Annotated in this window: 31 protein-coding genes; 22 read left to right on the top strand and 9 right to left on the bottom strand. The window is 34.9% G+C overall.

Annotation, left to right across the window (positions count from 1 at the left end; all coding sequences use genetic code 11):
* Positions 1-31: 31 nt before the first annotated feature.
* Complete coding sequence (locus SFA27_RS17135) at positions 32-649, bottom strand: hypothetical protein (protein ID WP_407293835.1); 618 nt, start codon at positions 647-649, stop codon at positions 32-34.
* 28 nt (positions 650-677) lie between these two features.
* The gene (locus SFA27_RS17130; protein ID WP_309432708.1) at positions 678-977 is read right to left on the bottom strand and encodes a rhodanese-like domain-containing protein; all 300 of its coding nucleotides are present in this window, start codon (positions 975-977) and stop codon (positions 678-680) included.
* A 176-nt stretch (positions 978-1,153) separates the two neighbouring features.
* Here SFA27_RS17130 and queG point away from each other — a divergent pair, with 176 nt between their 5' ends.
* The 8 genes from queG (at position 1,154) to SFA27_RS17090 (ending at position 10,639) form a co-directional block, all read left to right on the top strand.
* The gene (queG, locus tag SFA27_RS17125; RefSeq protein WP_047377211.1) at positions 1,154-2,092 is read left to right on the top strand and encodes a tRNA epoxyqueuosine(34) reductase QueG; all 939 of its coding nucleotides are present in this window, start codon (positions 1,154-1,156) and stop codon (positions 2,090-2,092) included.
* A 359-nt stretch (positions 2,093-2,451) separates the two neighbouring features.
* Positions 2,452-3,135, top strand: a complete 684-nt coding sequence (locus SFA27_RS17120; RefSeq protein ID WP_264518582.1) for a TIGR02117 family protein — start codon at positions 2,452-2,454, stop codon at positions 3,133-3,135.
* 3 nt (positions 3,136-3,138) lie between these two features.
* Positions 3,139-3,786 (top strand): murein L,D-transpeptidase catalytic domain-containing protein, encoded by a 648-nt coding sequence (locus tag SFA27_RS17115; protein ID WP_407293832.1) that lies wholly within the window; start codon positions 3,139-3,141, stop codon positions 3,784-3,786.
* Positions 3,787-3,837: 51 nt separating this feature from the next.
* Positions 3,838-4,290 carry an SRPBCC family protein gene (locus SFA27_RS17110; protein WP_407293829.1) on the top strand — a complete coding sequence of 151 codons (453 nt, stop codon included), beginning with the start codon at positions 3,838-3,840 and terminating at the stop codon, positions 4,288-4,290.
* A gap of 366 nt (positions 4,291-4,656) precedes the next feature.
* A complete protein-coding gene (locus SFA27_RS17105) occupies positions 4,657-4,908 on the top strand; it encodes a hypothetical protein (RefSeq protein WP_156118414.1) in 252 nt (83 codons plus the stop codon).
* A 59-nt stretch (positions 4,909-4,967) separates the two neighbouring features.
* The gene (locus SFA27_RS17100) at positions 4,968-6,056 is read left to right on the top strand and encodes an efflux RND transporter periplasmic adaptor subunit (RefSeq protein ID WP_407293827.1); all 1,089 of its coding nucleotides are present in this window, start codon (positions 4,968-4,970) and stop codon (positions 6,054-6,056) included.
* Between the two features lie 28 nt (positions 6,057-6,084).
* On the top strand, positions 6,085-9,207 hold the full coding sequence (locus tag SFA27_RS17095; RefSeq protein WP_407293824.1) for an efflux RND transporter permease subunit: 3,123 nt from the start codon (positions 6,085-6,087) through the stop codon (positions 9,205-9,207).
* Positions 9,188-10,639: a TolC family protein gene (locus SFA27_RS17090; RefSeq protein WP_407293822.1), complete on the top strand. Its 1,452-nt coding sequence runs from the start codon at positions 9,188-9,190 to the stop codon at positions 10,637-10,639. Before SFA27_RS17095 ends, SFA27_RS17090 begins: the two co-directional genes overlap by 20 nt.
* 445 nt (positions 10,640-11,084) lie before the next feature.
* Here the strand turns inward: SFA27_RS17090 and SFA27_RS17085 are convergent, their stop codons facing one another.
* The gene (locus SFA27_RS17085; protein WP_047377124.1) at positions 11,085-11,507 is read right to left on the bottom strand and encodes a cold shock domain-containing protein; all 423 of its coding nucleotides are present in this window, start codon (positions 11,505-11,507) and stop codon (positions 11,085-11,087) included.
* 736 nt (positions 11,508-12,243) lie between these two features.
* On the opposite strand from SFA27_RS17085, the gene SFA27_RS17080 reads away from it, so the two are divergent.
* Positions 12,244-12,999, top strand: coding sequence for an SDR family oxidoreductase (locus tag SFA27_RS17080; protein WP_047377123.1), 756 nt, complete (start codon positions 12,244-12,246; stop codon positions 12,997-12,999).
* A 78-nt stretch (positions 13,000-13,077) separates the two neighbouring features.
* Here SFA27_RS17080 and lgt read toward each other — a convergent pair whose 3' ends face one another.
* A complete protein-coding gene (lgt, locus tag SFA27_RS17075; protein WP_047377122.1) occupies positions 13,078-13,914 on the bottom strand; it encodes a prolipoprotein diacylglyceryl transferase in 837 nt (278 codons plus the stop codon).
* 218 nt (positions 13,915-14,132) lie between these two features.
* Here lgt and SFA27_RS17070 point away from each other — a divergent pair, with 218 nt between their 5' ends.
* Positions 14,133-14,828 carry a VIT1/CCC1 transporter family protein gene (locus tag SFA27_RS17070; RefSeq protein WP_407298179.1) on the top strand — a complete coding sequence of 232 codons (696 nt, stop codon included), beginning with the start codon at positions 14,133-14,135 and terminating at the stop codon, positions 14,826-14,828.
* 80 nt (positions 14,829-14,908) lie between these two features.
* Here SFA27_RS17070 and SFA27_RS17065 read toward each other — a convergent pair whose 3' ends face one another.
* The 3 genes from SFA27_RS17065 to SFA27_RS17055 all read right to left on the bottom strand — a co-directional run bounded on the left by SFA27_RS17065 (position 14,909) and on the right by SFA27_RS17055 (position 17,529).
* Positions 14,909-15,979: an acyltransferase family protein gene (locus SFA27_RS17065; protein ID WP_407293819.1), complete on the bottom strand. Its 1,071-nt coding sequence runs from the start codon at positions 15,977-15,979 to the stop codon at positions 14,909-14,911.
* A gap of 538 nt (positions 15,980-16,517) precedes the next feature.
* Entirely contained in the window at positions 16,518-17,057 is a 540-nt protein-coding gene (locus SFA27_RS17060; RefSeq protein WP_407293816.1) for a hypothetical protein, read from the bottom strand.
* Positions 17,050-17,529, bottom strand: a complete 480-nt coding sequence (locus tag SFA27_RS17055) for a Panacea domain-containing protein (RefSeq protein WP_407293814.1) — start codon at positions 17,527-17,529, stop codon at positions 17,050-17,052. Before SFA27_RS17055 ends, SFA27_RS17060 begins: the two co-directional genes overlap by 8 nt.
* Positions 17,530-17,774: 245 nt before the next feature.
* On the opposite strand from SFA27_RS17055, the gene SFA27_RS17050 reads away from it, so the two are divergent.
* Entirely contained in the window at positions 17,775-18,197 is a 423-nt protein-coding gene (locus SFA27_RS17050; protein WP_407293812.1) for a hypothetical protein, read from the top strand.
* Between the two features lie 8 nt (positions 18,198-18,205).
* Here the strand turns inward: SFA27_RS17050 and SFA27_RS17045 are convergent, their stop codons facing one another.
* Positions 18,206-18,736: a DUF4468 domain-containing protein gene (locus tag SFA27_RS17045; RefSeq protein WP_407293810.1), complete on the bottom strand. Its 531-nt coding sequence runs from the start codon at positions 18,734-18,736 to the stop codon at positions 18,206-18,208.
* A 218-nt stretch (positions 18,737-18,954) separates the two neighbouring features.
* Here SFA27_RS17045 and SFA27_RS17040 point away from each other — a divergent pair, with 218 nt between their 5' ends.
* From SFA27_RS17040 to SFA27_RS17030, 3 genes are all read left to right on the top strand, one after another.
* Positions 18,955-19,248: a hypothetical protein gene (locus SFA27_RS17040; protein WP_407293808.1), complete on the top strand. Its 294-nt coding sequence runs from the start codon at positions 18,955-18,957 to the stop codon at positions 19,246-19,248.
* A 100-nt stretch (positions 19,249-19,348) separates the two neighbouring features.
* Positions 19,349-19,747: a hypothetical protein gene (locus SFA27_RS17035; protein ID WP_407293806.1), complete on the top strand. Its 399-nt coding sequence runs from the start codon at positions 19,349-19,351 to the stop codon at positions 19,745-19,747.
* 1 nt (position 19,748) lies between these two features.
* Positions 19,749-19,991 carry a hypothetical protein gene (locus tag SFA27_RS17030; RefSeq protein WP_407293804.1) on the top strand — a complete coding sequence of 81 codons (243 nt, stop codon included), beginning with the start codon at positions 19,749-19,751 and terminating at the stop codon, positions 19,989-19,991.
* 7 nt (positions 19,992-19,998) lie between these two features.
* Here the strand turns inward: SFA27_RS17030 and SFA27_RS17025 are convergent, their stop codons facing one another.
* Positions 19,999-20,475, bottom strand: coding sequence for a hypothetical protein (locus SFA27_RS17025; RefSeq protein WP_407293802.1), 477 nt, complete (start codon positions 20,473-20,475; stop codon positions 19,999-20,001).
* Positions 20,476-20,706: 231 nt separating this feature from the next.
* On the opposite strand from SFA27_RS17025, the gene SFA27_RS17020 reads away from it, so the two are divergent.
* From SFA27_RS17020 to SFA27_RS16985, 8 genes are all read left to right on the top strand, one after another.
* Positions 20,707-20,937 carry a hypothetical protein gene (locus SFA27_RS17020; protein WP_407293800.1) on the top strand — a complete coding sequence of 77 codons (231 nt, stop codon included), beginning with the start codon at positions 20,707-20,709 and terminating at the stop codon, positions 20,935-20,937.
* A gap of 13 nt (positions 20,938-20,950) precedes the next feature.
* Positions 20,951-21,166 (top strand): hypothetical protein, encoded by a 216-nt coding sequence (locus SFA27_RS17015; RefSeq protein WP_407293798.1) that lies wholly within the window; start codon positions 20,951-20,953, stop codon positions 21,164-21,166.
* A 65-nt stretch (positions 21,167-21,231) separates the two neighbouring features.
* On the top strand, positions 21,232-21,621 hold the full coding sequence (locus tag SFA27_RS17010; protein WP_407293796.1) for a hypothetical protein: 390 nt from the start codon (positions 21,232-21,234) through the stop codon (positions 21,619-21,621).
* Positions 21,622-21,700: 79 nt separating this feature from the next.
* On the top strand, positions 21,701-21,931 hold the full coding sequence (locus SFA27_RS17005) for a hypothetical protein (protein WP_407293794.1): 231 nt from the start codon (positions 21,701-21,703) through the stop codon (positions 21,929-21,931).
* Positions 21,932-22,034: 103 nt separating this feature from the next.
* Complete coding sequence (locus tag SFA27_RS17000) at positions 22,035-22,256, top strand: hypothetical protein (protein WP_407293792.1); 222 nt, start codon at positions 22,035-22,037, stop codon at positions 22,254-22,256.
* Positions 22,257-22,258: 2 nt separating this feature from the next.
* On the top strand, positions 22,259-23,770 hold the full coding sequence (locus SFA27_RS16995) for a hypothetical protein (RefSeq protein WP_407293790.1): 1,512 nt from the start codon (positions 22,259-22,261) through the stop codon (positions 23,768-23,770).
* Between the two features lie 11 nt (positions 23,771-23,781).
* Positions 23,782-24,015, top strand: coding sequence for a hypothetical protein (locus SFA27_RS16990; RefSeq protein WP_407293788.1), 234 nt, complete (start codon positions 23,782-23,784; stop codon positions 24,013-24,015).
* A gap of 57 nt (positions 24,016-24,072) precedes the next feature.
* On the top strand, positions 24,073-24,228 hold the full coding sequence (locus SFA27_RS16985) for a hypothetical protein (RefSeq protein WP_407293786.1): 156 nt from the start codon (positions 24,073-24,075) through the stop codon (positions 24,226-24,228).
* Positions 24,229-24,254 lie beyond the last annotated feature (26 nt).

Genomic DNA, 24,254 nt, shown 5'->3' with positions numbered 1-24,254 from the left:
CAATGGGAAAACTTAAAGATATACTGTTGAATTAAAGTAACTGAAGTTCCTTAGCAATATTTTCCTTTGCCTGAGCTTCATACTTTTCTTTAAAATATTCTGTTTTAAAAATACTTTCAAGTTCCAGAAAATGCTTAAGCACTTTTTTTCTTCCCGATTTATAAAGAAAGTCAGGATAAATAGAATATTCTTTTCTGATATTTTGAGTGTATTCCAGGTAGGTTTTAAAATCTTTGCCCAATACAGAAAGATCAGCATCCAAAAGATAATTCGTGTCTTCCTGATCAGAACGCTGATGAGATTTTGTGTCAAGAATCTGCTCAGAAATTAATGAAATTTTGTCCTGATTGACGTGAAGTTCAGCAAGTCTTTTTTCTGCCTTAGCAGCACTTTTCTCTTCATTAGCTTTGGAAGTTGCATCATAAATCACATCATGATAGAATACAGAAAAAGAAAGAGCTGTAAAATCTGAGATATTCATTTTCACTGCGTCAAGCTCCCGAAACATATTTTCAAGATGAAGAAGATTATGATAGTGCCTGCCTTTTTCAGAATACCTGGTTTCAATCTCCTTCCACAGATCGCTGATTAATTGCTGATCTTCTGTGAATGGAGAACAAAGCTGGTTAAAGTGATTTTTCAGATTCATAGAGATAATGGTATAAAAAAAGGAACTTTTAAAAAGTTCCCTGATTTGCTTCCAGAACAGCCTTTAGCTCAGCCCAGCCTCCGCCGTTATAACCGTCCTTTAATCCTTGATTGTTAAGATAATCCAATGCTTTTCCGCTTCTGTTTCCGCTTCTGCAGAATAAGATTACCGGTTTTTCAATAGATAGAATCTCATCCTGTCTATCTTCTACTTCACCCAGAGGAATATTCTTAGCACCATCTATATTGCCGTCCATTTCAAGCTCCATTGGCTCACGAACGTCAATTAATTCATAGTTTCCGGATTGTATTACTTCTATTAAAGACATAGTTGTTGGGTTTAAACATTAAATAAGTAACGAAATTACGCAATTTTTTTTTGAAAAAAATCCTAATTAAAACATAATTTTTTCAGAAAAGAAGCAGGATAGAAACAGGAGTTCAGATGAACCTCCGCAGAAGCCAGAAGATTGATAAAATAATCTTAATTTTGCAGTGTGAAATTATGAATGCAGGCGCTGAAAAATATTCCCAACTGATAAAGTCCAAGGCAAAAAGTTTTGGATTCCAGAGTTGTGGCATTTCTAAAGCTGATTTTCTGGAAGAAGATGCTCACCATCTTGAAAAATGGCTTAAGAACAATTATAACGGCGAAATGAAATATATGGAAAATCATTTCGATAAAAGACTTGACCCACGGCTTTTGGTAGAGGGTTCCAAATCTGTTATTTCACTTTCATACAATTACTTTCCCGAGGAAAAAATTTCAATATTAGAGAATTATAAAATCTCAAAATATGCTTATGCAGAAGATTATCACGAAGTAATCAAAGAAATTCTCCGTGAGATGGTGGCAGAGCTGCAGGAGGAAATAGGGGAGTTCGGATTCCGTGTTTTTGTAGATTCTGCACCCATTATGGAAAGAAGCTGGGCCAGAAAATCCGGAATTGGCTGGGTGGGAAAAAATGCAAATCTTATTACCAAACAAAACGGGTCTTTTTACTTTCTGGCTGAAATTATCTGTGATCTGGAACTGATTGCTGATCATGCCACTACAGACCATTGCGGAAGCTGCAGAAAATGTATTGATGCATGCCCCACAGATGCTATTGTTTCTGAGAAAATTATTGATGGAAGCCGCTGCATTTCTTATGCAACCATAGAGCTCAAAAATGAAATTCCGGACTATTTTAAAGATAAAATGGAAGACTGGATGTTTGGCTGTGACATCTGCCAGGATGTTTGCCCATGGAACCGTTTCTCAGCGCCCAATAAACAAAGCCGTTTCAAACCTAATGAAGCCTTGAAAAACTTCAAAAAAGGAGAATGGAAAGAAATTACCCAGGAAATTTTCTCGGAAATCTTCAGAAAATCCCCTGTGAAAAGAACCAAATTTGCTGGGCTCAAGAGAAATATTGAGTTTTTACAGAAGTCTTCTGACTGATTTTTCCCTGAACTTTCGGTGACAATCCCTCCTTTGGAATTTTTCATAGTTCCAAACCAGAGCTGATAATCGACCATTCCTTAAATTTTCAGCTTTAAGGAGGTAAAGATTTATATCAATAAGTTTCTTGAAAAGCCTTTCCTATAAAGAAAAAAAGATTTTCAGGAGATCAGAATCTCACCGAAAATCAACGTTTTTTTTGTATTCTTTTAGGAGCAGTTTTTACTCTTACTTTAAACCTTTTTTGGGATTTAGTATTTTTACGCATATTTGTGAATATTTCGTAACTAAATATAGCTAATTTTTCGATTAAAACAAATACTTTTACTAAAATTAAAGATTAAATTTTATTAAAAAACATGACCGTGAAAACTATATTAATGTATCTTCTGAAAGTGATAGGAATTATTTTAGGAATTGTGATTATTTATGTAATCCTTGGGTTATTGATTCCTTATATCCCCGTTTCTGCAAAAGATGATGGACAGAAGAAAGAAATTCCAATCTATATATATACCAACGGAGTACATACTGATATCGTAATGCCTGTAAAAAACGACCTTCAGGACTGGAGCCTGAAAATTCCTTTTGCCAATACAAAATCAAAAAAAACAGATTATCAGTATATCGGAATAGGCTGGGGAGATAAAGGATTCTATCTTGATACTCCCACATGGGCTGATCTGAAATTTTCAACTGCTGTGAAAGCTGCATTCTGGCTAAGCGATTCAGCAATGCACTGTACCTATTATAATACTATGAAAGAGGGTGACGATTGTAAAATGATCATGGTCAGCAGAAAACAGTATGAGAACCTGGTAAAATTTGTAGAAGATAAATTTGACAGAGATCAGAATGGTAACTTCATGTTAATTCCTACAAATGCAGTGTACAGTGATAATGATGCCTTTTATGATGCCAAAGGTACCTATAGCTTTCTTTACACTTGTAATACCTGGTCAAATAATGCTTTAAAGGCTGCAGGACAGAAAGCAGCACTTTGGACTCCATCGGATTTCGGAATTTTTCAGCACTATAAATAACTCATGAAAGGGATTTATCTGTTTTTCATTGCGCTTTGGCTGTGTTCATGTTCTCAGGAGAAAAAAAACAATACAATAACAACAATGGAACCGCCTTTGGTTACAGAAAAAAGACCTGAAGCCGATCTTTCCAAATTAAAAATAAAAGCAGAAGAAGCATTGAAGTTCTGCAATTCAAAGGATCTTAATAATGATTTCTGTATCCTTATTGATATGAGTCTCCATTCAGGTGTTAACCGCTTTTTTGTCTGGGATTTTAAAAATAATAAGATTTCAAAAAAGTATCTGGTAGGTCATGGCTGTGGTTCCAATTCATGGAGTAAAGATGATTCTAAAGCAAATCCGGGATTCAGTAATGAAGACGGAAGCCACCTTTCCTCCTTAGGAAAATATAAGCTTGAGGGCAGAGGTTACAGCGACTGGGGAATCAATATTAAATATCTGATGCACGGCTTTGAAGAAACAAACAGCAATGCTTTAAAAAGATTTATTGTCTTTCATTCCTGGAATATGATGAGTGATACTGAAGTTTTCCCGAACGGATCTCCAGAAGGTTGGGGTTGTCCCACCATTTCCAACAACGCCATGAAGGAAATTGATCCGATGATTCAGAAATCAGGAAAACCTGTACTGATGTGGATATATAATTAAATCTTTGTTATACATTTGTTTCGTAACCATCATGTAAATTGATTCCCTCTTATGAAACATACCCTTTTCCGCGAACAACAGCTAAATTGTGATATAGAAACTGCCTGGAAATTTTTTTCTTCTGCCAATAACCTTTCAGAAATTACTCCGAAAGACATGGGCTTTATTGTATTGACGGAAATGACAGATGATGAAATCTATGAAGGAATGCTCATCGACTATTATGTTTCTCCATTGTTTGGTATTAAAATGAAATGGCAGACAGAAATTACCCACGTTGATTTTCAAAAAAACTTTATTGATTTCCAGAAAAAAGGCCCGTATAAATTATGGAACCACCATCATGAATTTATTCCAAATGACGAAGGAGTTCTGATGAGAGATACCATAGACTATGAGCTGCCTATGGGATTTTTAGGAGAAATTGCTCATCGTCTTTTCGTCAAAAAGAAACTGGAACATATCTTTGATTACCGTTTCAGAATTCTCAGTAAACTGTTTTAATCATTCAATAAAAAAGAGCTTTAGCCCGTTTAAAATAATAATCAAAATTTCATCTGGCTTTAGCCAAATCTTTAATGACTTATTTTAGATTCCTACGGAATGACAAACAGGCCGCTAAGTTTATGTGTGTATTTGTCATCCCGTAGGAATCCAAATTCTAAATGATGGAATTATTCATCCATTGTTTAAGTTTTTTTAACAGTTCAATGACCGGATTTTCCAGTAGAAATGCCTATTTTTGCAGGAATATCGTTTTTACTAAAAAACTAATGTGTTCTGATTGACATGGCAGGTCTGAGGTCATTTTTCATATTCTATATCATACTGGTTTTTTCCCTTTTCAATTCGAATTGGGCAGAAAAATCATTGGAGAATATTCCTCATGTTCCCCATGTAACCAATATTTATCTTCTGGATGTTTACGAAGAGGCAGATATGAACACACATGCATTACCTGCTGCTGCCAAAATTGTCAAACATTCCGTTAAAAAAAATGATCCCGCAATTGCAGATTTTTCAGGAATATTAAAAGTTATTCCCAAAATCACACTTCCGGAGATTGCTGTATCTACTATTTGTGGGGTTAAATCCTTTCTCCATCTCCTCCAGTTGTACTAGGTTTAAGTTATTGAAAATCAAATTACTTTAACGAAATTTTATAACTTAAACATTTAATAATGTATTTTAAAACTGTAATAATTTGCCTTCTGGCAACATTATTCGCTGTGTCATGCAGTAAAGACAAGGAGAAAAATAATAAAAGAGATAAAGAAGTTCCCGTACTGGAAATCAAAGAAAGAGATACATTGGTGAGCAACCAGTTTGTCACTGATATCCAGGCTAAAAAAAATGTTGAAATGCGTTCCAGAATTGGAGGTATTATACAGCATATTTATGTAAACGAGGGACAATTTGTGCATCAGGGGCAGGCTTTATTCAAAATCAATGATGCCGAGCTGCAGATGGAACTTTTGAAAGCTAATGCGGCACTAAAGCAGACAGAAGCTGATGTCCGTATTGCAGAAGTAGAATTGAAGCAGATTCAGAGTCTTCATGCTAAAAAATTTGTAGCCAATAACGAACTGGAAATGGTGAAGGCAAAATTGTCCTCTGCCAAAGCAAAACATGCATTTGCTGATGCAGAGAAGAGAACGGTTCTTCAGAAAATAAGCTTTACAAAGATCACGGCACCTTTTGACGGGGTGATTGATGTGATTCCCCATAAAGACGGAAGTTTGGTGGAAAATGGCACTTTGCTGACTACTTTGTCTCAGTTGAATGAGGTATACGCGTATTTCTCCATCCCTGAAAACTTATACTTTGAGCTTTTGGCCAACGATAAGATCGGAAGTCACCAAAAGATTGAACTGACACTGCCGAACGGAGTCAATTACCAGTTCAACGGAGCTTTGAAAACCGCTGAAGGGGAAATCGACAGAGCCACAGGTTCCATCCGTTATAAAGTGCTGTTCCCCAATCCGGACCGTCTGATCAAACACGGAACTTCCGGAAAGCTTATTATTTCTGAGCAACAGAGTAAAGCAATTCTTATCCCACAAAAATCAACCTTTTCCATTCAGGATAAGACCTATGTTTTCGTAGTGGATAAACAGAATAAAGTGAAAATGACCAGCATTAAGATCGGAACTACTTTAAGGGATTCTTATATGGTAGAAAGGGGTCTTAAAAAAGGAGATTTAATCATTTATGAAGGAACTCAGTCTTTGAAAGACGGCGATATCATCAAAATCAAAAAGAAGTATTAACCTTTCATAATCTTTAAATCTATTTACTATGGTAGAAATGTTTATAAGACGAAAGGTTCTTTCGTTGGTTATTTCCATATTATTTGTATTACTGGGAATTATGGCATTACTGAAGATGCCGATCACCCAGTTTCCGGATATTGTACCGCCTTCAGTAACCGTTACGGCAAAATATACAGGAGCTAATGCCGAAGTATCTGCCAATGCAGTAGCGCTGCCTCTGGAAAGGGCGATCAATGGAGTGCCGGGAATGACATATATGTCTACGGTTACTTCAAATGATGGTCTTACCCTTATTCAGGTGTTCTTTGAAGTGGGAACAGATCCTGATGTAGCAGCGGTAAACGTTCAGAATAGGGTAACAACCATTCTTGACGAACTTCCTGAAGAGGTGATCAGGGCCGGAGTTACCACTGAAAAAGAGGTGAACAGTATGCTGATGTACCTCAATATCACAAGTACAGATCCAAGCCAGGATGAGCAGTTTATCTATAACTTTACGGATATTAATGTCCTTCAGGAGCTGAAACGTATTGACGGAGTAGGGCGTGCTGAGATTATGGGACAGAAAGAATACTCAATGAGAGTATGGCTGGATCCGCAGAAAATGGCAGCTTACAGTATTTCTGCAGATGAAGTGATCACTTCCCTGCAAAAGCAGAATATTTCCGCAGCACCAGGAAAAGTGGGAGAAACATCTGGAAAAACCTCCAGCCAGCTTCAGTATGTCATCAAATATAAAGGGAAGTTTTTTGAGCCTAAACAATATGAAGAAGTTCCCATCAGATCGGATGTTGACGGAACAATTTTAAAACTTAAAGATATTGCTAAAGTTGAATTCGGAGCGATGAACTACGGAATGGTTTCCAAAACAGACGGAAGACCATCCGCTTCCATCATGATGAAACAACGCCCCGGTTCCAATGCTTCAGAGGTTATTGAAAGCGTAAAGGCAAAAATGGAAGAATTAAAAGTCACTTCCTTTCCCCCCGGAATGGAATATAATATGGCTTATGATGTTTCCAGATTTTTGGATGCTTCCATCAGTGCGGTATTGACAACCCTTATTGAAGCTTTTATTCTGGTAGGAATTGTCGTATTTATCTTCCTTCAGGACTGGCGTTCCACTTTAATCCCTGTATTGGCTGTACCGGTAGCATTGGTAGGAACTTTTGCCTTCATGAATATGCTGGACTTCTCAGTGAACCTCTTAACGCTTTTTGCATTGGTTCTTGCGATCGGAATCGTAGTCGACAATGCTATTGTCGTTGTTGAAGCCGTTCACGTGAAAATGGAAGAAGGAATGAATGCGATGGATGCTACCATCAGTGCTACCAAAGAAATTGCAGGAGCTGTAGTTGCGATTACGATTGTAATGTCTGCTGTATTTATTCCTGTAGCGTTCCTTGATGGCCCGGTAGGAGTATTTTATCGCCAGTTTTCATTGACATTGGCTATCAGTATTGTGATTTCCGGAGTGAATGCATTGACGCTTACCCCAGCGCTTTGTGCTATCATTTTAAAACCCCATAATCATGATAAAAAGAAGACCATTATCGACAGAGCTTTCCAGAGTTTCAATACAGGCTTTGAAAGGCTGACCAATGGGTATGTAGGTATTTTATCAAAATTTGCTACAAGAACTACTGTTACTTTCGGACTGTTGTTTTTATTTGTGGGATTGACTTTTGTAACCAGCAAATTCCTGCCAACAGGGTTTATTCCGATGGAAGATCAGGGAATGGTGTATGTAAGTGTGACCACTCCGCAGGGAGCAACGGTGGAAAGGACTGAAAAAGTATTGGATGAAGTTACGGTTATTGCCAAAAAGATTAAAGGAGTAGAAAATGTGACCACGCTTGCGGGATACAGTATTGTAACAGAAATTGCAGGTTCATCTTATGGAATGGCGATGATCAATCTTAAAGACTGGAAAGAAAGAAATATTTCAGTGAATGATCTGATCACAGAGCTTTCTGATAAAACAAAAAGCATAGCAGATGCCCAGATTGAGATCTTCGCACCACCTACAGTTCCGGGATTCGGTAATACAAGTGGTTTTGAACTTCGTTTGCTGGACAGAACCGGAGGAACCATTGAGAATACAGATAAAATCACTAAGGATTTTGTTAAAAAACTAAATGAAGCTCCTGAGTTACAAAACAGTTTTACCAGTTTTGATGCCACTTTCCCGCAATATATGATTAATGTGGATTATGATATGGCAGCGAAAAAAGGAATTTCTGTAGATAACGCGATGTCTACATTACAGACGATGCTGGGATCTTATTATGCTACGAATTTTATCCGTTTCAGTCAGATGTACAAAGTGATGGTGCAGGCAAGTCCGGAGCACAGAGATACCCCGGAAAGCATTCTGAATTTATATTTAAAAAATGATAAAGGTGAAATGGTTCCGTTCTCCACATTCATCACTATCGAAAAGGTATATGGACCTGAAGTGCTGACGAGGTACAATATGTACATGTCTGCCATGATCAATGGAGAACCTTCTGACGGCTACAGCTCCGGAGATGCCATTGCTGCTGTAGAACGTGTTGCCAAAGAGACACTGCCAAGAGGGTTTGATGTTGAATGGTCGGGGATGACAAGAGAAGAGATCTTATCAGGAAACCAGACAGTTTATATCTTCGCGATCTGCCTGCTGTTCGTTTATCTTTTACTGGCGGCACAATATGAAAGCTTTCTTCTTCCAATGCCTGTATTATTGAGTCTTCCTACAGGAATTTTCGGTTCCTATATCGCATTGGTAGCAATGGGATTGGATAACAATATTTATGCACAGGTAGCATTGGTGATGCTGATCGGACTTTTGGCTAAAAATGCGATTCTGATCGTGGAATTTGCCGTAGCAAGAAATAAACAGGGCTATGATATCATCCCGGCAGCTATTGAAGGGGCGAGACAGCGTCTGAGACCTATTCTGATGACTTCTTTTGCATTTGTGGCAGGACTTATTCCTCTATGTATTGCATCAGGAGCCGGAGCTATCGGGAACCGTTCCATTGGTACCGCTGCAGCTGGAGGAATGTTAATCGGAACCATCTTCGGATTGGTCGTGATTCCGGGACTGTATATATTCTTTGCAAAACTTGAAAATAAGAAGAAAGATGAAAAGATTAAATCATAGAAATATATTGTATGGAATAGCATCACTGAGCCTTATTTCATGTGCTGTTCCCAAAGTAACCGAGTTGAAAAAAGCCCAGGAACTACCGATTGAAATTATCAAAACAGGTAAAAATAAAACTTCGGATGAATTTCAGCAGATCAACCTGAAGGCTTACTTTACAGATCCGCAGCTGCTTGAACTTTTTGATAAAGTGGTTCAGGCCAATCCTGATTTCCAGATTGCCCAGCAAAGAGTGGAAATTGCGAATAGTTTTCTTCAAAGATCAAAAATGGATTTATTGCCTTCCCTTGAAGTAGGGGTGGAGGCTTCCGGAAACCGATATGGAAAATATACGATGGAAGGAGTAGGGAACTATGATACTAACCTTTCTCCCAATATTACGGAAGATCAGAAGATCAACAGAAATTTTACTCCTAATTACTGGCTGGGAGCAAGAAGCAGCTGGGAAATTGATGCGTGGGGCAAGCTGAAAAACAAAAAAATTGCTGCCCAGAAGAAATATCTGGCCTCCACAGAAGGGCTGAGACTGTTGCAGGTAGAGCTTTTTACTGATATTGCTAATCTGTATTACCAGTTGGTAGCTTTAGACAATCGTCTTGCTATTTACCAGAAGAATTACAACCTTCAGCAGAGAGCATTTGAAATTGTTCTGGCACAGCGTGAAGTAGGAAAGGCAACAGAATTGGCTGTACAGCAGTTCAAAGCACAGAATAACAACTGGCTGGCTGAGATCGAACATATAAGGGTAGAAATAGTTACGGTAGAACAGGCTATTACCACGTTGACAGGAAGCTACGGCGGAGATGTAAAACGCGGGAAACTATTGATGCCTACCAATATGGAAGTATTAAATAAAACCATTAATGTGGAAGGAGTCATCCATTCCAGGCCGGATGTTGCTGCTAATTATTATGTTTTAGAAGCTTCTCAGGCTGATGCCAAGGCTGCGAGAGCCGCTTTTTATCCTAAAATTGATCTTGGTGCAGGTTTCGGAATGAATTCTTTTTCTGTAGAGACCTTCTTTAAACCAAGTTCTCTGGCAGGGCAGTTGTTGGGAGGGTTGATGGTTCCTGTTTTCAATAAAGGACAGCTGAAATACGAATTTAAAGTAGCAAGCAAAGAGCAGGAAATTGCTTTTTTAAACTATCAGAAAAGTATTACGACTGCTTTTAACGAGCTTCAATCGATTCTGAAACAGACTAAGATCTATGAACGTGTTTTGAAGCTTAAATCAGAAGAAGTAGGTTTCCTTGACCGTGGTGTAGAGGTTTCCAACGATCTGTATCTGACAGGATATGCCAATTATTTTGAACTGATTAACTCTCAGAAGAGCAAATTGACTGCTGAATTGGATTTATTGCAGTTCCAGCACCAGAATACCAGAAATAACGTCCTGCTGTTTAAAGCACTGGGAGGGAAACTGGATTGATTTTTACTTTTTTTTACGATGAAGGAAGCTGTCTTTTAGGCAGCTTCTTTTATTTTTTATCCTGTTCTACGGATTTCCGTAATTATCATTGAAATAATTCCAGGATATTTATCATCTGACAAATAATGGTAATTATATACATTTTTACATTAATCCTGCTATCTTAATTATTATGACTAACGCAGTGAAATGAAGAATCTAAGCTTTACATGAGATTCTTCTTTCGTCAGAAATCAAAGATTCGAGGTAGTCAATGACAATGGTGTAAAATTGAATGTTGGGATCCTGAGTTTACAGATGGTCACCTCATTTGTCTGCGTGAGAATCTAACTTTAATAAGTTGAGATATTTTATATGATTAAAAAAAGAGACTGTCCAAAGGGCAGTCTCTTTCTGTATTTTTTAAAACATAGCTGTATATAGCAGAATGTTTTATGCGTAAGTATTATTTAACAAGATGAATTTCAACAGCAGAGAATCCTTTAGGAGACTTTTCTTTTTCAAAAGATACTTTGTTTCCTTTTTTTACCGGTTCTGCACAGTTGTTGTTGTGGAAGAAGATATTTTCTTTAGAGTTATCTTCAGTGATGAAACCATATCCTTTTTCACTAAGGAAAGTAACAATTCCTGTTTTTCTTGGATCTTCCTCAATAATAGGAGCAGCACCCAGTTGAATATCATCAAGGTTCACTTCCTGTCTTTGTTCAGGTGGAGTAGAAGTTAATCTTCCGAATTCGTCTACATACATGAAAACATCCTCCGCTCCTTTGTTGTTGTTAGTTTTACGTTCTTCGCGTCTTAGCGCTTTTTCTTTTTGCTTTTGAATTTTTTTCTTGAAATTTTCCTTTTTAGAAAAAGAATCTGCCATAAATTATTTTTAGTATTTAGTTTCTATAAATTAATTGGTTCAATCTGGTCTGTTTTAGACCCCTATAAAGCCTGGCTATGTTTTCTGTTTTGGATCATCCCAATCATACAGAGCTTTAAAATTCCGACAAGTATTGTTCTTAGTAGAAGAATAAAAGTTTAAAATATGGCTGCTCAAAAAGCAAAGACTGAATAAAAAATATTCAGGTCGTTACAGAAAACAAAGTATTGACTTGGTTATTTAATGTACAAATATACAACAATAAAATGAATTATCAGGTTTTAAATGATTGATTATCAGAAATGGTTTTTACGGAACCTCTGTCGGTATACTTTATAGTCTGAGTGTAAGACGATAATAAGAGCTAAAACAAGGGCATAAAAAAAATCCCCAGAATACTGAGGATTGTAAAAAAATATATTATAAAAATGAAGTGGTGTATAATATGGCTGGAAAAGCATCAAATGTTATGCCTAAAATTGATGCGTAATAGTGAATTATATTGCTTTGTTTAATGTAAAAGGGTTATATCAAGTCATATCTGGTTGGTAAATAGTACTCTATTAAAAAATATTGTTTATATAAAAAATATAAATATTTCTCTCTTATTTTAAAATTAGAATCAGAAAAACAGCTGATAACCCTGTTGAATTTAATACAATTCCCGAAAACTTCACCATGTTGAGGCCATTTTTATTATCCATCTTTGCTTCATTAACATTTAAATATAAAATCAATGTCAACACAAAATGTAAAAGGAAAAGTTGTTTTAATTGCCGGAGGGGGAAAAAACCTGGGAGGACTTTTAAGTAGAGATTTTGCAGCGAAAGGCGCAAAACTGGCAATACATTACAACAGTGAAAGCTCAAAAGCAGATAGCGAAAAAACACTTGCTGAGGTACAGGCATTAGGAGCAGAAGCATTTTTGTTTCAGGGAGATCTTACCAAAGTAGATAATATTACAAAATTCTTTGATGAAGCAATTTCCCGTTTCGGAGGGATTGATATTGCGATTAATACTGTAGGAATGGTACTTAAAAAGCCATTTGCTGAAACTACAGAAGAAGAATATGATACCATGTTTAATGTCAACTCAAAATCAGCTTACTTCTTTTTGCAGGAAGCCGGTAAAAAGCTGAACGATCAGGGAAAAATCTGTACTATTGTTACTTCATTGCTGGCTGCTTATACAGGTCTGTATTCTACTTATGCAGGAGCAAAAGCACCGGTAGAGCATTTTACAAGAGCGGCTTCCAAAGAATTCGGAGCAAGAGGAATTTCGGTAACTGCTGTAGCACCTGGACCAATGGATACTCCTTTCTTCTATGGACAGGAAACTGATGATGCTGTGGCTTACCATAAATCAGCATCAGCATTGGGAGGGCTTACAGATATTAAAGATATTGCCCCGCTGGTAGAATTTCTGGTAACAGAAGGCTGGTGGATTACCGGGCAGACTATTTTTGCTAACGGAGGATATACAACAAGATAATCTATCAGATAATCCATAAAAAATAAACTCACTGAAAACAGCTTTCAGTGAGTTTTTATTGTAGAAGAAATCAGGAAATTAAGTGGTTTTTACCTTTCCTTTTTCCAATATACTTTTGATGATAAAGAATAAACCGAGAAGAACAAAAGGAATACTCAGCAGCTGTCCCATATTCAGGCTCATTCCGTGCTCAAATTCTACCTGGTCTACCTTGATGAACTCGATCAGAATTCTCATGATGAAAATCAACAGAATACTGATTCCGAAATAAAATCCTTTTCCGATTTTAAATATGTTTTTCTTATAAATGAAATACACAGAAAGGAAAATAATAAAATAAGAAATAGCTTCATAAAGCTGGGCTGGGTGTCTCGGAAGATCATCTACCTGACGGAATATAAAAGCCCATGGAACATCCGTAGGAATTCCAATGATTTCAGAATTCATAAGATTGGCCAGCCTTATAAAAGTACCACCCAACGGAAGTACAATCGCTATAGCATCTAAAATCGTCATGAATGGAATAGAAAACTTTCTTGCATAGATAAGAAGCATGATCACCAACCCAATACCACCACCATGGCTGGCAAGTCCTGCAAATCCTGTAAAGTGGTAAGTTCCGTCCACTCCTTTCTGAATCGGCAGCAATATTTCAAGCGGGTGCTGGGAATAATAATCGAAATCATAAAAAAGACAATGTCCCAGTCTGGCACCCAATAGAATTCCTATCAATGCATAAGAGAATAAAGCTTCATGAGCCTGCGAACTAAGACCTTCTTTTTTATAAATACGTTTTAAAATATTTAAACATAAAACAAGTCCTGCAAGAAATAGGAGTCCGTAATATTTTAAAGGAAATCCTAAGATATTGACGATTTCGGGATTGACATCCCAGTTGATATATAATAAATTCATTCCTGCAAAGATAAGAAATTAGGAATTTCTGAACTGAATGGCCGTATTCCTGGATTTTTCAATTTGATTTTCAGAATGCTATGGATGGATTTCGTACAAGAGATAAAATTATATTTCTGAGGAGAATAGGTCGTTACCTGTGATAAGAATGAACATAATTTAAAATGATTCTTGATGAAACATTTGGTAACTTTAACGTACCACCAAAACAAAAAGCTATGCATCATCAGTTGGAAAAACATTATGTAAACAGGGTAGGCTGGCTTCGGGCAGCCGTATTGGGAGCGAATGACGGCTTGTTATCCACTACAAGTATTGTCATCGGGGTTGCCGCTGCTGAACCAGACCGGCATATCATTATTCTTGCGGCGCTGGCGGGTATGATTGCCGGGGCTATGTCTATGGCAGCGGGAGAATATGTTTCCGTGAGTTCACAGGAAGATACGGAGAAAGCAGATTTACTTCGTGAAAAACGTGAACTTGAGCAAATGCCTGAAATAGAACTTAGAGAACTTGCCAAAGTGTATGAAAAACGTGGCTGTACCAAAGAAACAGCGATGCAGGTAGCCATTGAACTTACAGAACATGATGCATTGGGAGCACACGCCCGTGATGAATTAGGCATTAATGAAATAACACAGGCGAAACCACTGCAGGCCGCGATGGCTTCATTCAGTTCTTTTGCAGTGGGTGCTTTATTGCCGTTTAGCGTTTCTCTTTTGGCACCTCTTAAGCAAATGGTATATTTTCAATACGGATTTTCAATTATATTTTTAATGCTTTTGGGAGCAATCTCTGCAAGAGCGGGAGGTTCCAGCATTAAAGTGGCGGTATTAAGGATTTGTTTCTGGGGAACCGTTGCAATGGGAATTACAGCATTTGTAGGACACATTTTCGGAGTCAATGTAGCGTAAAAATATTTCTGTCTGAGCTATACAAAAGACCATCTGCAAAACGCAGATGGCCTTTTGTATTATTTAATTGAAGATAATTATTACTTATTTAGAAATCTCTTTTCAACCAGATGATAAAAAATAGTTGTTACAGGGATTATAAAAATGAAAATAAATCCAAAGATAACCCATTGCCGGGCATCGTTTGTGAGTTCAAAGTTTTTTAATAAATAAAGGTTTATTAATGCAAGGAACGGACCGTGTATAAGATATAAACTGTAAGATATTTTTCCTAAAAATTCTAATGGCTTGTTTTCCAGAATCACAATTGTTTTTCCTGTTAATTTTTTATAAGTGACTAATGCATACAGTAAAAAAGAGAAAGTTACCCCTGTAATCAATATCATTAAAAAACCGTTAATATCTAACAACGCGAATACTACTAAACTTCCTATGAAAAGAGTTACCGCTGACGGAATTAAAAATTTATTGATTGTTGCTCTTTTAAATGATAGATAGCAACATATAACTCCCATGAAAAATAGAATTATAAATTCAGGTTTCGCCATCGGAATCAGCTTTTTTAACAATAATGCCAATATAACGAATAGAATAAATGATACATACATATTAATTCTTTTCCAAAATATAAGCATGAGAGGAAAAAGCCAATAAATCTGCCATTCTGTAGCTATGGACCAATGAGCTCCATTGATCTTATAAATCCATGAAGAATCTAAATTATGAACTAACCCGATATGGCTGATAACCGACCCCAAAGTGACAGGTATTTTACTATCCCAGGCTGTATTTTGTGCTGTTTGTAATAAAGGGAACAATAAAATCATTAATCCTGATAATAATAAGGCAATATAATATGGCGGAATTAATCTTTTAGCTCTTCTGCTGATGTATCTTTTAAACCCACCTTTGATTTCCATGTTATTGTTAACTACCGGAATGGCAAGACAAAAACCGGAAAGAACAATAAATATGGATACTGCCAAATGACCAATTGATGTAGATTTTTGTATAAAGTGTAGAATAAGATCATTAGACCATTTAATATCGTGAGCGGTAGAATAGCCATTAAATAATAAAGAATGATACAAAACGACCCATAATGCTGAAATTCCTCTGATCCCGTCAAGAAACTCAAATCTTATCTTCATAAAAATATTTTCCGCAAAAGTAAAGTAAAATACGAAGCCGTGAAAAAATAATGTCACTCTTAACTTTTATTAATAAATCTGTTTAAATTATTTCTAATAGTTGGAAAAAATTAGAATAATATCACAGGAGTAAAAGTGCAGCCCCATTTGTTGCGCTTTGAAATACTAAACCCGGAATTATTTATGGTATGAATTGTAATTGATAAAAGTGAAGAATTATTAATTACGAAAAGAATAGGGGAGTGCAAAAAGTCTTCCTTTTGATCTCATAAAAATTAAAAACCTCTGAAAATCAAATGATTTCAGAGGTTTTTTGTACCCAGGACCGGGATCGAACCGGTACTCCTAAGAACTGGTGTTTGAGACCAGCCTGACAGTATATTTCATTTTCTAACACATTGATTGTTAGATATTTCGTTTTTGTTGTTTTGTTGAAATAACACGTTTTAACACCCTTTTTACACGGCATTTTACACGGTAATTATGATGCGAATATATTAAAAATTAAATAAAAAAAGCGTCATTAATAGGCCATGTTTTATTTTTTTTCCTGAGATTGCTTGTCTTCAATTTTGTTAGGAAATAGATTTTTTATTACAGTGAGATAGAAAATTAAAATAGACGCTGTCAATGTTCCACAAACAAAAATAAATTCAGTTTCTGATAATGTAAATGGTATTGTTACAAGTTTAGTAAAGAAAGGTACTTTAATAAATTTTATTCCATGTAATAGTATAAAAAGACCAATAAAACTCGCCCATAAAGCAGAGAATCTAAAAGCTAATACTGCATTTTTTTCTCTTAATGTCCTTTCTGACTCGCTATTAAGAGTTTTTTGCTTTAATTCCTCTTTTTTAACATGGATCTCAGCCATCAAATTTTCATACTTTCTATAGTGCTTATCACTATTTGAAATGTACTGAACCCAAAGACCTATATGCTCGGCTCCTAAAGTTTCAATACTTATTCCAAATAATGCGTTTCTTTCATTGATAGATTGCCCATCGTCATTACCTGTACTAGAGACTGGACGTGGGTTAGTATTAAAATAATTCTGAACATCGTTAATACTAGGCATGTTCTGCAGTTTCTATTTTTGGAGGATTCGCAATTAAATTTTTATAATACTTTTCAATAGTAGCATTATCAATAACTTTATTGAAAGAACCGTCATATGTTTCTTTCCAAGGAGTGTCATTTAAGTGCGTTTTAGTAGAAAGATCAAGACCTGAGAATTGTTTGTAATTATCCCAAATAACTTTTAAGAATTTAGCGTCGTCTTCTTTTAATTCAGTAGTTGATCTTATTTGAAATGTGTTTATATCTACATTGCTAAATCCAAATGTTTTAGTAACATGATAAAGGTCTGGGATTACAGGCCCATATTTCCATGCTTCAATCGTATTTGAAATTAATGGCTTACCAAAGAAACCTAAATGCCAGCCATGAGCAATATAAGTCAACTTCAGAAGTTTCATTGGCTCTATGCCAACACCGTCTTCTTTGGCTAACTTAAGAAATTGTTTTGCAACATCAAAGCAGTTATACATAGCATTTATTTTTTTTAAATATACAATTATTTATTCAAAAAGCAAAAAGTTTGCAAAAGTAGTTATTTCGTTCAAAAAAACAAACATTTGATTCTCATTACTTTTCAACAAATATCCCAAAGGGTAGCGACAAAACTCGTCGTATTATAAAAAAGGCCCCGTTTGGGGCTTTATTTTTACCAGTTGTTATTACTTTCGTGCGGGTTAGCCATAGCTTTTTTGTTTAGAAACCGTAACTTTATGTTATGAAAAATACAATTATAAAATCAGAGGTAATCGAATTAGTTAAAAAAGATTTTATATCAAATCTTCCTTTTAATGCTGACCGTAAACAGTTTATTAAAGATAATATATCCGTCGAATATTTGGAAAAATATTTTTCTGAGCTCACAGATCCGGAAGAATTAAAGAGTATCAAAATAGATAACTCATCTTTTGAATCAATGCAGGACTATTTATTATTCTCAAATAATTATATCAAACTTAATGTAGTTACACTAATGCTGAACGCTGCAGTAAAACTTAAACTAATTTCAGAAGAAATGACTTTTGACGAAAAAATAAACTACCTAATTGATTTAAAAAATATAGACCAAGCAGACGCATTACAGAGAGTAATAGCAGATACGATTGAGAGTGATTTAAGAAAATGCGACAACAAGCCCTAATCCTGCTTTTACCAATCGTTATTAGTTTCATGTTTTTTATTCATAGCATCATTCAAAGAGGAAATTAACCTTTCAGCAGTTATATTTGCTAATTCTTTGACTTCTTTCCACCCTTTATTAGGTTGGTTCGGGTGCTCTTTTTCTTGTGTTAAAATACCATATGAAACTAAGCCTCCACCTCCTGGACATCTTGTTCCTTCGTGTATAAATGTATGGAAGTTATATTTATATCTTCCATCCTTTACATATATATTTATTTTATAAGATATATATCCAGTCGCACATAATGCTCCAAAATAAAATCCTCTTGGTTCATATCTTATAGCTCCATTACCTGAAATTTCGCCTAAATTTTTATCGTCAATACTCATTACATCCTTTTCACTATTAAATGTATCTGCATACCAGCTTCTTGCTCTATTATACAGCTCGTCTTTGGTTGTAAGTGAGTCAACTTTAACAACGTCTTCAAATTTCAGTTCTTGAGAAAAATAAAATAATGATAAAAATAAAAGGAACCCGGATAATATATTTTTCATGATTAATTTTTACCGCAAATATAAAAATTAAAAAATATTATCATTTTACGGAAACCCGTATTTATACGGATTGCACAATTAAAATGTTTTGCTATAGATGTGTAAAAGTCATTGTTTATTGAAATAAAATATTATATTCGCAATAACATGATGAAGGTTTAGTTAGCTAAACATCTTTTTATAATTAGTATTTTTGAGTTCACTTTAAAATAAACAAAATGAAACCATTAAAACTAATTTTAGCAGGAATTGCTTTAGTTACTTTACTTTACTCATGTTCAAACGACCGAGATGAAGATGTAAGAAAGGAAGCAATTGAAAAGGTCAAAGCTAGTAACCAAGGAAAAATTAAGTTAAACAAATCTGGAATGCAGTCCCGTGATGGTGATCCGCAAACAGTCAATGATACGATCATTGTCAAAAGTGGAAACGCAACTATGGCGGACGATCCAGATACAAATCTAGATCCAGTAAATGAAGGCGACCCAAAGGACGTTCCTCCAAGAAAGTAAAATAAAGAAGTCAAAATCAGCAAAAATAGGGTCGGTACTTTTAATAGTATCGGCCATTTTACCTTGTATTGACGTTATTTTTAAAAGATATGTTCCTGGAATGGACACTTTAAAGGATTCTCAGGGGGTACTTGTGACTGTAGATATATGGCTTGTAACATTGTTTATATCGCCAGCTTTAATTTTATTAGCAATTTCTTTTAAACCCAATCCAAAATTGTATTTTTTTCCTTTGTTAACTTCATTCTACAGTGGTACGGTTTATTTTTCCCCAATTATCGGAAATAAAGTAGATTTTTTAAAAGTTAATAGTTGGACATTTTTCACAGTATCTGTAATTGGAACTATTTTGTATATGTGGTTATTGAAATATATCAGACGAGTTAGGCTCGAAGAGGGGGCGTCAGATAACTTTCAAAAAGATTTAATAGAAGAGATAGAAAAACTTAGCGCAGAAAATGATCGTCTGAAAAATAAACTAAACCAAGAAACAAAATAATATGAAGGATCATGAGTATTTACTATTAAAGAAGATGCTTGATAAAAACCGACGGCATTATAAAAAAGGGAAAATAGATTTCCCTGAATACATTGAAAATCATTTATTGCTTATAAATAAGCTTAAACTGTCAATTACAAGTATGGAAAAGATTGATATTGATTATCTGGTGGCAATTGATTTAGATGAAAGTATAGAGAAATTTAGAAAAGGTATTTTAATTGTAAAATACAATTTAAACTAAAAAAGGATTACGTTTTGTTATCCTTTTTTTTTGGTTTCATACTTTCCGTCATGAAGTCAAATACCGGTTTAAAATATTCTTCAACAAAGTCTATTATTTTTTCAGTGTTTTTAGCGTTTTCATCTTTTTCTTTTTTTAGTTCGGTTCTTAAATCAGCAATCTCCTTATGTAGTAAATTTAACTGGTCTCCAATTGGAAGATCTTTAAAAAAAGCAGAGGTTGTTTTAGATATTTTTTCCTCCTGTTTACCCAATAACATTTCGCCTTCACCATGTAAAACCCATACTTTGTTTAATTCAGGAAAGGTAGCTGAAATTTTGTAATCAAATGTTTTATCGGAAATAGTATTTACTATATTATTTACATATCCGTTTGATAAACCCACCTGTTTTTCAAACTTTGACTGAGATAATCCTTTACTATTGATAAAGTGAATTAATCTATTTTTCACAGAGTGTAACTCTGTGTTTTCTGTTTTATTCATGTTGTTGTTGAATTGGATTGCAAAATAACCACTATTTACTCATAATAAAAACCGTCTTTTTACGGTAAAATTCTATTAAAATTCTATTTTGTGAAATTCAGATGAAAAATAATATATCTGAAAATCAATTACTTACATGTTTGAAATAGAAAATACAGAATATTTATTGGTTTTTATTTTGAATATACAGAATAATATTCTATATTTGCTATATCAAAATGATAGAACAAAATGAAAAGTCAAGCAAATATACTAAAACCTCGAAAAATAAAAGGTGAAGTATTTAGAATGATTCTAGATGATTACACTTTATTAAAGAAAATTGCAGAGGAAACAGGAAGTAGAGAGTCTACAGTAACAAATTGGGCTTACAGAGAATCAGAAAAAGTTTCAAACTACTTCGCAGTAAATGCAATCAAAAAGCATACTGGCTTGAAAGATAAACAAATATTTCAATCATAAAACTAAATCAACCATGGGCGCTTTGGAAAAAGAGATTCAGGCTTTAAAAATGAGGCAGCTTGGCATTGAGAAAAAACAGGAGAAGGATAATGATGAAGTTTGGAGCAGGATCAAATTATTAGAAAAATTAGCATTAGAGAATGAATCCGGAGTGGATGCCGGAGAAATTAATCCAAGTGTCCAGGTTGCTTTATTAAGAGTTGCAAATAGAAGAGGCTACAGAAAATAAAATGAGTCGCACTGCTGTAACAGAACGACTCGGCAAAAACGAAATAGTAATAAAATCACTACATCATGGCAAACTTACAAAAAACAATTTTAGGAAAAAAGATCAAGGGCTTTAATTTTTACAAGATGCTTGATTATAGAATTAACAGAGAAAGAGTACATGGAATTGTGTGGCTGGAAGATGGGGAAAGAATCCAAGTTACATTTAATGAGTTTAAAATCATTAATAAGTTAGGGCAAGTTTCGGGAATGGTTTTAAAAACGAATCCGGGATATAAGCAAATAAAGAGAATGATTGCAAGATGGTTTCAAACCTACAGAAAAGGCGGTAAATCATTTTTCAAAGAAAGAGTATCAACGTTTAGAGAAGCGTGTCAACAGGCTGAATATAGTTTGAGGCTTAAGATGATTCAAAGAGGAAGAATATCGTTTAACCATTATTTTACAGCCTCATGAAAGCTTTATTTCTTCTCAAGTGCTGGTTTCTTCAGCAATTCATTTACTTAATTGAATACTTACTTAAAAAACAATAATCATGGAAAATATATCACACGAATTCTTAATGACAAATGGATTCACAAAGAAAGTTTCAGATGAAATTTACTACGAATCTCAAATCACAAGTTCAGAACCTTCAGTAATAGTATATGTCTACAATAATTCTGCTTCGATCCGCATCGGTACAGGTAGGGAAAAAGACATTAAGATTGAAAGTGAGTCTCAGTTCTCACAGTTTTTAGAAACCATTCAAAATACTTTATCATGAAAAGAATAATCGCAAAAATATTCGGTGAAAAAGTAACATTTCTAAATGTCAACACCCGAAAGTATCACACTCAATACTGGTATAAAAACAAATTCTACTAAACATGCCAACAGAATTAATCGAACAATCATACGATCTCTGGTTTTGGGATGATAGATTGAGTTATCAAGAACCGGGAGACACTTCATATGCTACAAGACGGGGTAAGGATGGTAAAAAGAAAAAGATTTACGGAAAGATATTCAGTATTGACAAAGGATATAAAACCGTAACCATCCAAATCGAAAGAAACATCAAATCAAAAGTTAAACAATCAAATCAATAATCATGTCTAAAATAGAAAAACTATCCACCGAACAAGAAAAGCAACTTGAAGTAATAAAAAGTAAATGGCTTGATAAGGTATTTAACTATGATCTATATAAAAAAGCATCATTTGAGAATACTATGAAGCAAATGAAAGATCTTTATTCTTTCTGTAATCTAAATGAGCCTTTAGTATTGTTTTTAGATTCTCCCATGGCTTGCCAAATAGCAGCAAATATGCTTTGTAAAGAAGATAATCAGGTTAGGAATCAGGTTAGGAATCAGGTTGGGAATCAGGTTAGGAATCAGGTTAGGAATCAGGTTGAGAATCAGGTTGAGAATCAGGTTGGGAATCAGGTTTGGAATCAGGTTGAGAATCAGGTTGGGAATCAGGTTTGGAATCAGGTTTGGAATCAGGTTGGGAATCAGGTTAGGAATCAGGTTGAGAATCAGGTTGGGAATCAGGTTTGGAATCAGGTTTGGAATCAGGTTTGGAATCAGGTTGAGAATCAGGTTGAGAATCAGGTTGAGAATCAGGTTGGGAATCAGGTTTGGAATCAGGTTGAGAATCAGGTTGGGAATCAGGTTTGGAATCAGGTTGGGAATCAGGTTAGGAATCAGGTTAGGAATCAGGTTTGGAATCAGGTTGGGAATCAGGTTAGGAATCAGGTTGAGAATCAGGTTTGGAATCAGGTTGATCTTACATATTACACCTTCTCATACTACATAAATTATACAGATTTCGGTATTCTTTCATTTTTCAATTATATGGATGAAGTTCTGAACTTAACACTAAATGTTGATCTTAAAAAATGGAATAATTGGTCAGAGTCATCATTTATGTCAATTCAACTTGATGGGCTTTGTGTAGTTTCCAATTTTCCTTCACAAATTTTACGCAATGTAGAAAATGACCTACATAATTTAGATGGATATGCGATTTCATTCAATGACGGATATGGGATAAACTACGTAAATGGAAAATATTTGCCTGAAAACATATTCAATGAAATTAAGGAATCAAAATATTTACTTGAAACGTTTTTGAAAGAATCAAATGAGGAAATTAAATCAGCTGCTATTGAAATGATGCAATTAGTTCATGGAGATTCTTTCTTAGTGAGGTTTTTTGGAGACAATTTAAAAGAAGCTGATTCATATGTAGACAAAAAAGAAGAAAAATTCTTAAAAGGAACAACTGGAAGTATGAATGTAGGGGTTTACACTTTATACAAAGGGGAAATTAATGAAAACGAAATTGCGTATGTGCAATGTTATTGCCCCTCAACTGATAGAATGTTTTTCCTTGGAGTTGAACCTAAATTTACAAATGCTAAAGATGCTATAGCTTCATTGTACAGAGTTCCTATTATCGTTAAAAACGACATTAAAAATATCTCAAGACAGGGAGAACGGTTCTTCACTTCTTTTACTGAAGAAGGATACCAAAAATTACAATCAACAAAAGAAATAACAGAATATTCAACTATTACAGGTGAAGAATATTTCTCAAAAATGACATACGAATTTTAAAATCAATAAAAATGAAAACAGAAACAAAAATCAACATTGCTCCATCTTCAACAAGCGGGCACTACATTACTAAAACTAAAAAAGTTATCAACCTAGATAACGTCAATGAAACCTTTTTAGTAGAAGAACCTGCCGAATTGATTACATCAAATCACACAACTTTAATTCAGGATGAAAAGGGTTTAATTACCTGCCAAATGGTTTACAATCCATTCGCAAAAATGTTTGAAAAATCCTATGATTAAAAAACTGACCTGGGCATGTCTTAAAACTGCTTTTTAATTTAAAGCAAAAATGAAGATATGGATATTCAAGACTACAGCCGGGGGCGGGATAACGCAAATTCCAAACTCGCATTTCAACAAGTAAAAGTTATGATTCCCAAAATGCAGGATAGGGTTTTAAATGAAGTAGACGGGGTTAGCTCAACTTTAGACATAGCAAATAAACTGGGCTAAAAGCAAAGCAAAAAATCTATCAAAAA

The sequence above is a fragment of the Chryseobacterium sp. HR92 genome (genome assembly GCF_045689405.1).
In the GTDB taxonomy this organism is placed as follows: domain Bacteria; phylum Bacteroidota; class Bacteroidia; order Flavobacteriales; family Weeksellaceae; genus Chryseobacterium; species Chryseobacterium viscerum_A.
Note: the sequence above shows the minus strand (reverse complement) of the source record. Positions and strands in the feature narration are given on the sequence as shown.

Bases quoted from the DNA above. Each gene is read 5' to 3' on its own strand.
- SFA27_RS17135 (WP_407293835.1), bottom strand. From the start codon at position 649: ATGAATCTGAAAAATCACTTTAACCAGCTTTGTTCTCCATTCACAGAA.
- SFA27_RS17130 (WP_309432708.1), bottom strand. From the start codon at position 977: ATGTCTTTAATAGAAGTAATACAATCCGGAAACTATGAATTAATTGAC.
- queG (WP_047377211.1), top strand. From the start codon at position 1,154: ATGAATGCAGGCGCTGAAAAATATTCCCAACTGATAAAGTCCAAGGCA.
- SFA27_RS17120 (WP_264518582.1), top strand. From the start codon at position 2,452: ATGACCGTGAAAACTATATTAATGTATCTTCTGAAAGTGATAGGAATT.
- SFA27_RS17115 (WP_407293832.1), top strand. From the start codon at position 3,139: ATGAAAGGGATTTATCTGTTTTTCATTGCGCTTTGGCTGTGTTCATGT.
- SFA27_RS17110 (WP_407293829.1), top strand. From the start codon at position 3,838: ATGAAACATACCCTTTTCCGCGAACAACAGCTAAATTGTGATATAGAA.
- SFA27_RS17100 (WP_407293827.1), top strand. From the start codon at position 4,968: ATGTATTTTAAAACTGTAATAATTTGCCTTCTGGCAACATTATTCGCT.
- SFA27_RS17095 (WP_407293824.1), top strand. From the start codon at position 6,085: ATGGTAGAAATGTTTATAAGACGAAAGGTTCTTTCGTTGGTTATTTCC.
- SFA27_RS17090 (WP_407293822.1), top strand. From the start codon at position 9,188: ATGAAAAGATTAAATCATAGAAATATATTGTATGGAATAGCATCACTG.
- SFA27_RS17085 (WP_047377124.1), bottom strand. From the start codon at position 11,507: ATGGCAGATTCTTTTTCTAAAAAGGAAAATTTCAAGAAAAAAATTCAA.
- SFA27_RS17080 (WP_047377123.1), top strand. From the start codon at position 12,244: ATGTCAACACAAAATGTAAAAGGAAAAGTTGTTTTAATTGCCGGAGGG.
- lgt (WP_047377122.1), bottom strand. From the start codon at position 13,914: ATGAATTTATTATATATCAACTGGGATGTCAATCCCGAAATCGTCAAT.
- SFA27_RS17070 (WP_407298179.1), top strand. From the start codon at position 14,133: ATGCATCATCAGTTGGAAAAACATTATGTAAACAGGGTAGGCTGGCTT.
- SFA27_RS17065 (WP_407293819.1), bottom strand. From the start codon at position 15,979: ATGAAGATAAGATTTGAGTTTCTTGACGGGATCAGAGGAATTTCAGCA.
- SFA27_RS17060 (WP_407293816.1), bottom strand. From the start codon at position 17,057: ATGCCTAGTATTAACGATGTTCAGAATTATTTTAATACTAACCCACGT.
- SFA27_RS17055 (WP_407293814.1), bottom strand. From the start codon at position 17,529: ATGTATAACTGCTTTGATGTTGCAAAACAATTTCTTAAGTTAGCCAAA.
- SFA27_RS17050 (WP_407293812.1), top strand. From the start codon at position 17,775: ATGAAAAATACAATTATAAAATCAGAGGTAATCGAATTAGTTAAAAAA.
- SFA27_RS17045 (WP_407293810.1), bottom strand. From the start codon at position 18,736: ATGAAAAATATATTATCCGGGTTCCTTTTATTTTTATCATTATTTTAT.
- SFA27_RS17040 (WP_407293808.1), top strand. From the start codon at position 18,955: ATGAAACCATTAAAACTAATTTTAGCAGGAATTGCTTTAGTTACTTTA.
- SFA27_RS17035 (WP_407293806.1), top strand. From the start codon at position 19,349: ATGGACACTTTAAAGGATTCTCAGGGGGTACTTGTGACTGTAGATATA.
- SFA27_RS17030 (WP_407293804.1), top strand. From the start codon at position 19,749: ATGAAGGATCATGAGTATTTACTATTAAAGAAGATGCTTGATAAAAAC.
- SFA27_RS17025 (WP_407293802.1), bottom strand. From the start codon at position 20,475: ATGAATAAAACAGAAAACACAGAGTTACACTCTGTGAAAAATAGATTA.
- SFA27_RS17020 (WP_407293800.1), top strand. From the start codon at position 20,707: ATGAAAAGTCAAGCAAATATACTAAAACCTCGAAAAATAAAAGGTGAA.
- SFA27_RS17015 (WP_407293798.1), top strand. From the start codon at position 20,951: ATGGGCGCTTTGGAAAAAGAGATTCAGGCTTTAAAAATGAGGCAGCTT.
- SFA27_RS17010 (WP_407293796.1), top strand. From the start codon at position 21,232: ATGGCAAACTTACAAAAAACAATTTTAGGAAAAAAGATCAAGGGCTTT.
- SFA27_RS17005 (WP_407293794.1), top strand. From the start codon at position 21,701: ATGGAAAATATATCACACGAATTCTTAATGACAAATGGATTCACAAAG.
- SFA27_RS17000 (WP_407293792.1), top strand. From the start codon at position 22,035: ATGCCAACAGAATTAATCGAACAATCATACGATCTCTGGTTTTGGGAT.
- SFA27_RS16995 (WP_407293790.1), top strand. From the start codon at position 22,259: ATGTCTAAAATAGAAAAACTATCCACCGAACAAGAAAAGCAACTTGAA.
- SFA27_RS16990 (WP_407293788.1), top strand. From the start codon at position 23,782: ATGAAAACAGAAACAAAAATCAACATTGCTCCATCTTCAACAAGCGGG.
- SFA27_RS16985 (WP_407293786.1), top strand. From the start codon at position 24,073: ATGGATATTCAAGACTACAGCCGGGGGCGGGATAACGCAAATTCCAAA.